Source organism: Cesiribacter andamanensis AMV16, from assembly GCF_000348925.1.
Lineage (GTDB): Bacteria > Bacteroidota > Bacteroidia > Cytophagales > Cyclobacteriaceae > Cesiribacter > Cesiribacter andamanensis.
In genome coordinates this window covers 1-8,408 of sequence record NZ_AODQ01000163.1, presented here as the reverse complement: position 1 = coordinate 8,408, position 8,408 = coordinate 1, and the positions used below count along the sequence as shown (strand labels likewise).

Genomic DNA, 8,408 nt, shown 5'->3' with positions numbered 1-8,408 from the left:
ACTGTTGCCGCAAGGCAGCGGAGGCCTGCCGGCGGTGGTGCTGCATATGGGCGGCCATAAACTGCAGTGTCTGCCGCAGGCTAAGGGCACCGGCCAGGGGATGTAAAAACAGCAAGCTCTCCTGTTTATCGGCGGGTAGCGCCTCTACATAGCCAGCCAGCTTTGTGCGTACCGCTTTCCAACGTTCCAGCAACTCGGTGGGGCGGCTGGTATTGTGGGGCCGCAGGCCCTCTACAGCCGGGGCTTTAAATTTTAGCGGGCTTTTGAGCGCCAGCATAAGTATAAAGGCACGCAGCGGGCCGGGCAGGCCGCGGGGCATCAGGGGGGTATAGTTCTTCCGCAGCAGGTAGTGGGTAGCGGCAGTCTCTACCCCTACCAGGTGCTCGATCACCTGCAGGGCGCTCCACTTGTCGGGGGCCGGCTGGCGTTTAAGTACAGCTTCGGTCTGCTGCAGCAGCAGTTGCTGAAAGTAGCTGCCCTCCTGCTCCAGCTGGAGCCATTCCTGATGGTATCGGGGGTTGTTCATGATGGCTCGTATAAAGGAGCTGTAGAATTATCGGTCTACGCTTCTGTTTTAGGTAAAAAGTACGGCATTTTGGGCCAAGCTGCAAGTACTGCGGCCTGCACACACCAAATGGGAGCAAAATAAAAGAGCCCGGGTGCTGGCCCGGGCTCTTTACTGGTCAGGAGTACCCAAGGGGGTACTTATTTTTTCTCTGTCTTGGGCGCTTTGACACTGCGGTAGCGCTCGTTAAGGCCGCTGATCACATCTCTGGTAATATCTAGGCTATCAGAAGCAAACAGCACGCCGCTACCCTTGGTATAGGTGAGTACTACATCCAGCCTGTTCTCATTGCCGTACTCCTTCAGATAATCCTGTACGTTGCTATACAGCGAATCATTGTAACGGGCCTGCTCCTGCATAAGCCGCTGCGCCAGATTCTGCTCATACTGCATCAGGTTGTTGCGCTTGCGCATCAGCTCTTCTTCACGGGCACGGGCGGCGCCCATGGTCATGTTGCCGGCATTTTGCTGAAAGCTGGCAATTTCGCTTTCCAGGCCTTTGGCACGGTTGCTAAATTCAGCCTCATACTTTTCTTCCAGTTTGCGCAGCTCCTGCTGGGCATCTTTGTAGAAATCGTAATGGTTTAGCAGCGAATCTGAATTGATGTACGCGATTACGGTTTTCGCGCGGGGGCCTACACCAGCCTCTGCTACAGGGGTACCGCCGGCAGTAGCGGCATTGCGGCTAGAAAACTGCAGGTAAAACAGTACGGCAACCGCCACCAGTAATACCACATTAAGGATCAACGACAGGTTTTTCACTTCTCTACACGTTTAATTGAACATGCAAAGATAATGCTTTGTCGGTAATTTGAAAGCTATGCGGCAGCGGTACGGATGGGATCTGGGATATCTTTTTTCAAATGGGCTTTTTTGGGGTCTCCGGCAAAGGTATAGCGCGGATCGGTCAGGTGCCGGGCATTGAGCCGGTAGCCAAAGACCGCCCCGGAAGATACCACCTTGCGCTGCCGGGCCTGGGGCTGGTAATTGTAGCTCAGGTTTATGGGCTGAAGCGCAGTACCGATGGCAGGCGGTGTCTCCCAGACTGCCGGCAAGGCATCATAGGTATCAATGCGCTCCTGCATCTCGCTGTAGCGGCTGGCATGCTCACTGCTAAACGCACCAATCATGGCCGGCTGTAGCACCCCCTCGTTTTCGGCCTCCTCAACCTCGCTGAGCATTAGCTTGGTATCCCGATAGAAAAATGCACAGAAAGCACCCGCTAGCGCCCCCAGCATGTGCGACTCCCAGCTAATGCGGTCGTTGGTGGGAAAAAGCCCCTGTACCATCCCTCCATACAGAAAGATCACAATGAGCGAAATAGAAAGGGAGCGTATATCGCGCCTGAACAGGCCACTGAAGAACAAAAAGGAAACCAGCCCGTATACCAGGCCGCTTGCCCCAATGTGGTAGGCATCACGGGCAGCCATCCACACCCAGAAGCCGGACATAAAATAAATCCAGACAAACACCTCCAGCGCAATGCGGTCATAAAAATAAAAAACACTGATGCCCAGCAGCAGCAGTGGAAAGGTGTTGGATAGCAGGTGGAGTATATCGCCGTGTACCAGGGGGGCCGTTACAATGCCCATGGTGCCCGACAGGGTGCGGGGCAGTATGCCCAGAAAACCAAAATCCATGGCCACTGCCCACTCAAGTGCTTTAATGAGCCAGAGCATGACCGTAAAGGTAAAAACGAAGAATATACTATTGCGAAGTTTATGGGCTTCCGGCGTCATTGCTTCTTAATTTAGATGAAAAAAGGCAGACACCACTGATTTTTTTCATCAACGTGTCTTATATGCATCCATACGGCATAAAGGGCCAAAAGGATTAGAAGCATGGGGGATTTTACCCCTTCTCAAAAGAATATTTCCTGCGCCAGCCGAAAGGTATTGGCATGCGCCTCCACTATGTGGAAGAGTTTGCTGGAATAGCCCCCGCCCATGCTACACACCAGGGGCAGCTTGTGGGCGTGGCAGCTGCGCAGCACCAGCGCATCACGCTCCCGGCAGCCCTGCAGGCTTAACTTCAGCCGGCCCAGCGTATCGGAGGCCAGCACATCCACCCCACACTGGTAAAAGACCACATCGGGCGCCACCTCCTCCAGCAGGCGGGGCAGCTGCTGGGCCAGCAGCTCCAGGTAGCGGGCATCGCCGGTGCCATCGGGCAGGCCAATGTCAAGGTCGGACTGCTCCTTGTGCAGGGGGTAGTTCTTCTCACCATGCATGCTGAAGGTAAAGACCCGCGGCTCGTGCCGGAAGATCTGAGCCGTGCCATTGCCCTGGTGTACATCCAGGTCTACGATCAGGATCTTCTGGGCCAGCCCCCGGTCCAGCAGGTAGTTGGCGGCTATGGCATTATCGTTGAGCAGGCAAAAGCCCTCCCCCCTGTCGGTAAAGGCATGATGGGTGCCTCCGGCCACATTCATGCCTATGCCCCACTGCAGGGCATAGAGGGCAGCCTGCACCGTACCGTTCATGATGGTGACTTCCCGCCTTACCAGTTCATGTGAAAGCGGAAAGCCGGTTTTGCGCTCCTCGCTGCGGCTGAGCTGCAGAAGGTTGAGCTTTTGCCAGTAAAGGGGGTCATGGGTGAGCAGCAGATCAGCTTCGGGCAGGGGCTCCGGCTCAAAGAAATTATCGGCACTGCAGGTGCCTTCATACAAAAGCTGCTCAGGGAGCAGCTCGTATTTGATCATGGGAAAGCGGTGCCCCGCCGGCAGGGGGTGTGCATAGCAGGGCGCCCAGGCTATTTTCAACATGCCCCTAGTTCAAATCTTCCTCCTCCTCTACAAACGAATAGAGCGTTTCATCAAGCTCCAGGGTATCGGCATTGAACTGCTCTATAAAGCGGCTGATCACCTTAGGGGTAATGGTATCTACATTAAGGGCGGCATCCAGGCCCACGCCAAAATCCAGGTTGGGGTCCAGGTACACATGCTCCTGCACTTTTACGGCTTCTTCATCCTCCAGCTCCATCATCACCTCGGCCATGTACAGGCCAATTTCTTCCATCTCGTCATTGAGGGCCTTCAGGTCCCCGTTCTCATCTTCTTCGTAGCGGATATTTTTGTAATTGGGAAAGCGCTGCGCAGCCTTGTGCTCGGCCAGTTCGTATAATTCACTGTGGTAATGCAGGCGCAGGGTGTACAGCACGGCATCAAACACTACTTCTTTGCCTTCGTGCTCCCCTATAAAGTTGAAGTTGATGTAATCTTCACTGTTATCTTCCGATTCGATGATCAGATAGTTCTGTTTCTTGGCCTGCATCCGGCTGCGGTAATCGGCTATTACGGCGGGGTCAAAGCCTTTGTTTTCGTTTTCCATGGGGCAAAAATAGATCGGGGATTAAAAAAAATGCTGCTTTTACGTAAATATTTAGCGGGCCTGCAAAATTACCGTCAGCCCTCGTATAAATGAATCTATAAAAAACTGTGCAGCCATGCAACATAATCTGGCAGAATTACTGCGCCTGCACGAGGGAGAGCAGCTAGACTTCAAACAGCGCATCAGCAGCCTGGAAAAGATTGCCCGTACCCTGTGTGCTTTTGCCAACACCCGGGGCGGCCTGTTGCTGGTGGGGGTAAGTGATGACCGCAGCATCTGCGGCACAGATCCCGAAGAAGAAAAATACATGCTGGAGCAGGCGGCCACCGACTACTGCAATCCCCCGCTGCCGCTGCAGTACCAGGAGCTGGAGGATGAGGAAGGACGTACTGTATTGCTGGTACAGGTGCAGGAAAGTGCCCACAAGCCCCATGCATGCCGCAACCAGCAGGGTCACTGGCAGGTGTATGTACGGCTGCAGGATAAAAGCATTCCGGCCGGCCCCACCCTGCTTAGCCAACTGGAACGGGGCCTGGATGCCGTGCCCGATCCGGGTATCGCCCTAAGCCGGCACGAGAAAAGTATCCTGGCTTTTATTGAGCTCCACAAGCGCATTACCCTCAAGCAGCTGATGATCCTGCTGAACTTCTCCCGCCGAAGAGGGGAGCGCCTGCTGCACGACATGGAAAACAGGGGGTTAGTCAGACGCTTTGAGCATGAACGGCAGGAGTATTTTGCCTAATCTGCTGGACCCCTTCAGAAGACCAAGCCCTGCCGGTACCTGCATCAAGCAACGATAGAGCTGAGGGCTATAGAGCCGTATGCAACAAGCAGTTACAACCTCCTGCCTCAAACTTTACCTTAATCTACCAGCTTATCCAAAAGTCCGCTGATCAGCGACAGCAACAGGCTAAAGATAACCGCCCAAAAGAAGCCGTCAACCGCAAAGCCGGGCACCAGTGCATCCGTCAGCAGAATGATCAGGGCATTGATCACCAGCAGAAACAAGCCAAGGGTTAAAATAGTAATGGGGATGGTCAGCAGAATAAGCAGGGGCCGCAACAGGGCATTAAGCACCCCCAGCACCAGGGCAACCAGCAGGGCGGTCAGAAAGGAGCTGACCGATACACCGGCCAGAACGTAGGCAAGCAGCACTACAGCCAGTGCATTCAACAAAAATTTTAAAATAAAGCGCATAGCAAGGGTACGATTACGGTTAACTGAACAGGAATACCCCATCGGCAGCCTTTCCCTCCCTGCTTCTACTCCCCTACTGCAATCTGCTAGCCGAGGCTGCTAAAATGCACAAATAGCTGCAGATTTAAAAGCCTTTTGTTTGCAGAGGCACCCCACTGCTGACAACACTCCCCCCGCTTCAGCGGTTAAAGGCTAGCAGGCGTGCGGCAGTTGGCCAGTACGCCCTGTAGTTGATAGCTTTACTTCATGAATCACCCCCTGTACGATCTTGTTATTATTGGCGCAGGCCCTTGTGGCCTGGCCTGCGGCATTGAGGCCCAGAAGCGCGGCCTCTCCTTTCTGATCCTGGAAAAGGGCAATGTGGTGGAAGCCATTCGGCGCTACCCCATTAATATGAAATTCTTCAGCACGGCCGAGAATATCGAGATTGGCCAGCTGCCCCTGCTGTCTCAGGAAATACGCCCTACCCGCCTTGAAGCCCTTAAGTATTACCAGCGCGTGGCCCTGCATTACCAGCTGCCAGTAGTACGGTTTACTACTGTGGAGGGGGTACACAAGCAAGGGGACGGTACCTTCCGGCTCACCACCAACGGGCAGGACTACCGGGCCCGTTTTGTGATCATCGCCACCGGCTATTATGACCTGCCCCGCCTGTTGCAGATTCCCGGCGAAGGGCTCCCCCATGTGTTTCATTACTACGACGAAGCCTTTGCCTACAGCGGCACCCGCTGCCTGGTAGTAGGGGGCGCCAACTCAGCCATAGAGGTTGCCCTGGACCTGTACCGCAACCATGCGCAGGTAAGCCTGGTGCACCAGTTTGAGGGCCTGGACCAGGGGGTCAAGTACTGGATAAAGCCCGACATGGAAAACCGCATCAAAAAAGGTGAAATAAAGGCTTACTTCAGCAGCAGGCTTACGGCCATAGAAGCGGGCAGCGTTAGTCTGCGCCACCTGCCCTCCGGCAGGGAAGAAGTGCTGGCAGCAGATTTTGTCTTTTTGATGACGGGCTATCGGCCCGACGCCGACTTTCTGAGCCGGGCCGGTGTAAGCCTGCAGGGAGAAGCCTTTATCCCGCTCCTGAATCCGCAAACCTATGAATCTACGGTGCCGGGCCTGTATCTGGCCGGCTCCATCATAGGGGGAGAAGAGACCGCCAAGGTCTTTATTGAAAATGGCCGTCTACATTCGCTTCCAATCCTGGAAGATATTGCGGCCAGGCTAAAGGGCTAGGCCCTGCAAACGATTACAATTTTTGGGCGAAATTATTCTCACTTTCTTTTGCAGTATTGGCAATACTTTATGGAATTAGTTGCAGTAATCATAAATTTATAGAGCGTCTGTTACAGATACCACATACTCAGCATGCAGAACAAAATGTGGTGAGTACCAGCTAACACTACAGTAATTGCCGGGATTGTGTATATTTCCCAAAATTTCATCCGTATTGTTAACCCTTACTCGAAGCATGAAAAGAGGATTTCTAACACTGCTTGCCGCAGCTCTTGTGAGTGGAAGCGCCTGGGCCAGTGGGTATCAGGTATTGCTGCAAAGCAATCGCTCCACTGCCATGGGCAACATTGGTGTGGGCCTGCGCCCCGACCCTTCTTCCATAAACTTTAACCCCGGCGCCCTTGCCATGATGCGCCAGAATGGCATTCAGGTAGGCGCCAACCTGATTTATTCCAGCATAGCCTTTCAGCCTGAAGGCTCCGGTACTACCTACCGTACCGACAACCCAACCGGAACGCCCTTCCATGTATTTGCAGCGTTTGGCCCGGAAGAAAGTCCGCTGAAATTTGGCCTTGGCATCTATACCCCCTTCGGAAGCACTGTTCAATGGGAAGATGGCTGGTATGGCCGCTTCAGCCTTACCTCGCTTTCTCTGCAGGCCATCTACATTCAGCCAACCATCAGCTACAAACTCTCTGAAACCTTTTCAGTAGGTGCCGGCCTTATTTACTCCCTGGGTGGCGTAAATCTGCAGCGGGATATCAAAGAAGTTTACATGCAGGATGATCAGTATGCGCATGCCGAGTTGGATGGCAGTGCCAGCGGCTGGGGCTTTAACCTGGGCGCTTACTACCAGCCCTCTGATAAATTCTCTCTGGGCATTAACTATCGCAGCAGGGTAAACATGGACGTGGAAGAAGGTACAGCCACCTTCACCAAATCGCCTATGGTGCCTGAGGAGCAGCTGCCTTCTTCAGCCAGTTTTACCGCCTCGCTTCCGCTGCCCAGCACCCTTAGCCTGGGCCTGGCCTACTACCCTACCGAGAAGCTGATGGTGGGTCTGGACATTACCCGCACCGGTTGGGAGGCTTATGAGTCGCTTACCTTTACCTATGACCGGGCTGTGGCCGGAAGTACAGAAACCACTGCCGCCAGAAACTACGAGGCCAGCTTTGCCTACCGGGTAGGAGCTGAATATCAGCTGTCAGAAGCCTTCAGGCTACGTGCCGGCGGGTATTATGATGAGACCCCTGTACAGGATGGGTACCTTACAGCCGAAACTCCGGATGCCAACACCCTTGGCCTAACCGCAGGCTTTGGTGTGAATGTTGGTGAGAATTTTGTCATAGATGCCTCCTTCCTGTACATCAACAAGGAACAGCGGGACAATGTAGCCAGACCTGACGCCGGCAACATCTCCGGCACCTACAAAAGCGTAGCCGCCATTCCGGGCGTATCCCTTACCTACAAGTTCTAATTCTTAAGCCCTAATCTTTATGAAATATACGATAAAACCCGTCGCGCTGGCCCTCCTCTTTACAGGTCTGGCTGCGTGCGAAGCCGAAATAGAGCGGGAGTTTCCAGCCGATGCAAATGGTGAGGCTGACTTCTCCGTGTATGTTGCCCTGGGTGATTCCTATTCGGCCGGCACCTCGGATGCCCGGCTAAACCGCGTAGGTCAGGTCAACTCCTTCCCTGCCATTATTGCCGATAAAATGGCCGCCGTTACGCCAGATTTCACCTTCAACCAGCCCCTGCTGCCGGAGGGTACCGTAAACGGCACCCTGCTGTTCAGAGGCCTGGTAAACGGTCTGCCCAATATCGCCGCAAAAACCGATGGGATCAGCGCCAATGATGCCGGGGCTCCGGTGAGTGGCACCTTCCAAAACCTGGCCGTACCCGGTGCGCGCGTAGCCGACCTTACCAGCACCAGCATGATCTCTGATGATGCTACCTACTATTTCAACCGCTTTAAAGCAGCCGGACAAAGCCCCGTGCAGATGGCGGCAGCACAAAAGCCCACCTTCTTTACACTTTTCATTGGGAAATGATGTGCTGGGCTATGCCACTGCCGGCGGTGAGGATGAT

The 8,408-nt window shown here is 54.1% G+C and carries 10 protein-coding genes; 4 read left to right on the top strand and 6 right to left on the bottom strand.

The features are described from left to right. The 5 genes from ADICEAN_RS19130 to ADICEAN_RS19110 all read right to left on the bottom strand — a co-directional run. On the bottom strand, positions 1 to 526 hold a 526-nt coding region (locus ADICEAN_RS19130), incomplete at its 3' end, for a DinB family protein (RefSeq protein WP_040398307.1). A 179-nt stretch (positions 527 to 705) separates the two neighbouring features. Next, positions 706 to 1,326, bottom strand: coding sequence for an OmpH family outer membrane protein (locus ADICEAN_RS19125; protein ID WP_009197309.1), 621 nt, complete (start codon positions 1,324 to 1,326; stop codon positions 706 to 708). 56 nt (positions 1,327 to 1,382) lie between these two features. Then, positions 1,383 to 2,303 carry a rhomboid family intramembrane serine protease gene (locus tag ADICEAN_RS23425; protein ID WP_009197308.1) on the bottom strand — a complete coding sequence of 307 codons (921 nt, stop codon included), beginning with the start codon at positions 2,301 to 2,303 and terminating at the stop codon, positions 1,383 to 1,385. A gap of 122 nt (positions 2,304 to 2,425) precedes the next feature. Next, a complete protein-coding gene (locus ADICEAN_RS19115; protein WP_009197307.1) occupies positions 2,426 to 3,328 on the bottom strand; it encodes a histone deacetylase family protein in 903 nt (300 codons plus the stop codon). Between the two features lie 4 nt (positions 3,329 to 3,332). Further along, positions 3,333 to 3,893, bottom strand: coding sequence for a hypothetical protein (locus ADICEAN_RS19110; RefSeq protein WP_009197306.1), 561 nt, complete (start codon positions 3,891 to 3,893; stop codon positions 3,333 to 3,335). Between the two features lie 115 nt (positions 3,894 to 4,008). On the opposite strand from ADICEAN_RS19110, the gene ADICEAN_RS19105 reads away from it, so the two are divergent. Continuing rightward, entirely contained in the window at positions 4,009 to 4,635 is a 627-nt protein-coding gene (locus ADICEAN_RS19105) for an RNA-binding domain-containing protein (protein ID WP_009197305.1), read from the top strand. 119 nt (positions 4,636 to 4,754) lie between these two features. On the opposite strand, the gene ADICEAN_RS19100 is transcribed toward ADICEAN_RS19105, so the two are convergent. Beyond that, a complete protein-coding gene (locus ADICEAN_RS19100; RefSeq protein ID WP_009197304.1) occupies positions 4,755 to 5,090 on the bottom strand; it encodes a phage holin family protein in 336 nt (111 codons plus the stop codon). Between the two features lie 246 nt (positions 5,091 to 5,336). On the opposite strand from ADICEAN_RS19100, the gene ADICEAN_RS19095 reads away from it, so the two are divergent. The 3 genes from ADICEAN_RS19095 (at position 5,337) to ADICEAN_RS19085 (ending at position 8,371) form a co-directional block, all read left to right on the top strand. Beyond that, entirely contained in the window at positions 5,337 to 6,320 is a 984-nt protein-coding gene (locus tag ADICEAN_RS19095) for a YpdA family putative bacillithiol disulfide reductase (protein ID WP_009197303.1), read from the top strand. A 235-nt stretch (positions 6,321 to 6,555) separates the two neighbouring features. Beyond that, the gene (locus ADICEAN_RS19090) at positions 6,556 to 7,797 is read left to right on the top strand and encodes an OmpP1/FadL family transporter (RefSeq protein ID WP_009197302.1); all 1,242 of its coding nucleotides are present in this window, start codon (positions 6,556 to 6,558) and stop codon (positions 7,795 to 7,797) included. Positions 7,798 to 7,816: 19 nt separating this feature from the next. Beyond that, a complete protein-coding gene (locus ADICEAN_RS19085) occupies positions 7,817 to 8,371 on the top strand; it encodes a hypothetical protein (protein ID WP_009197301.1) in 555 nt (184 codons plus the stop codon). The last annotated feature ends 37 nt before the right edge of the window (positions 8,372 to 8,408 follow it).

Coding starts and splice junctions, on each gene's coding strand:
- ADICEAN_RS19105 (WP_009197305.1), top strand. CDS start 4,009: ATGCAACATAATCTGGCAGAATTACTGCGCCTGCACGAGGGAGAGCAG.
- ADICEAN_RS23425 (WP_009197308.1), bottom strand. CDS start 2,303: ATGACGCCGGAAGCCCATAAACTTCGCAATAGTATATTCTTCGTTTTT.
- ADICEAN_RS19115 (WP_009197307.1), bottom strand. CDS start 3,328: ATGTTGAAAATAGCCTGGGCGCCCTGCTATGCACACCCCCTGCCGGCG.
- ADICEAN_RS19085 (WP_009197301.1), top strand. CDS start 7,817: ATGAAATATACGATAAAACCCGTCGCGCTGGCCCTCCTCTTTACAGGT.
- ADICEAN_RS19090 (WP_009197302.1), top strand. CDS start 6,556: ATGAAAAGAGGATTTCTAACACTGCTTGCCGCAGCTCTTGTGAGTGGA.
- ADICEAN_RS19100 (WP_009197304.1), bottom strand. CDS start 5,090: ATGCGCTTTATTTTAAAATTTTTGTTGAATGCACTGGCTGTAGTGCTG.
- ADICEAN_RS19095 (WP_009197303.1), top strand. CDS start 5,337: ATGAATCACCCCCTGTACGATCTTGTTATTATTGGCGCAGGCCCTTGT.
- ADICEAN_RS19110 (WP_009197306.1), bottom strand. CDS start 3,893: ATGGAAAACGAAAACAAAGGCTTTGACCCCGCCGTAATAGCCGATTAC.